Source organism: Microbispora hainanensis, from assembly GCF_006874475.1.
GTDB lineage: Bacteria > Actinomycetota > Actinomycetes > Streptosporangiales > Streptosporangiaceae > Microbispora > Microbispora hainanensis.
This window is the reverse complement of sequence record NZ_VIRM01000233.1, coordinates 1-283: the sequence shown is the minus strand read 5'-3', so window position 1 is coordinate 283 and position 283 is coordinate 1. Positions and strand designations below refer to the sequence as shown.

The following is a 283-nucleotide window of genomic DNA, read 5'->3' as shown; positions in this document are numbered from 1 at the left end:
AAGGCGGGGGCGGCGGAGGTGGCCAAGGCCGGCCGTCACTTGCGGGCGGTGCTCGACCCCGACGGCGAAGAACGCGATGAGCAGGCCGACTACGGGCGGCGCTTCCTGCGGGTCCGCCCGGGCAAGGGCGGCGGCGTGGAAGGGGAGTTCTACATTCCCCGTGAGCCCGGCGCCCGCCTGATGACCCTGTTGCAGGAGTACGCCAAGAAGAAGGCCGACGGTGATGACCGCACGCTGACGGAGCGCCAGGCGGACGCGCTCATCGCCGCGCTGGAGCAGCAGA

General features: G+C 71.7%; 1 protein-coding gene. It reads left to right on the top strand.

Annotation, left to right across the window (positions count from 1 at the left end; genetic code table 11):
• Positions 1 to 283 (top strand): DUF222 domain-containing protein (locus FLX08_RS40255; RefSeq protein WP_142625468.1); only part of this gene is annotated, 283 nt, incomplete at both ends.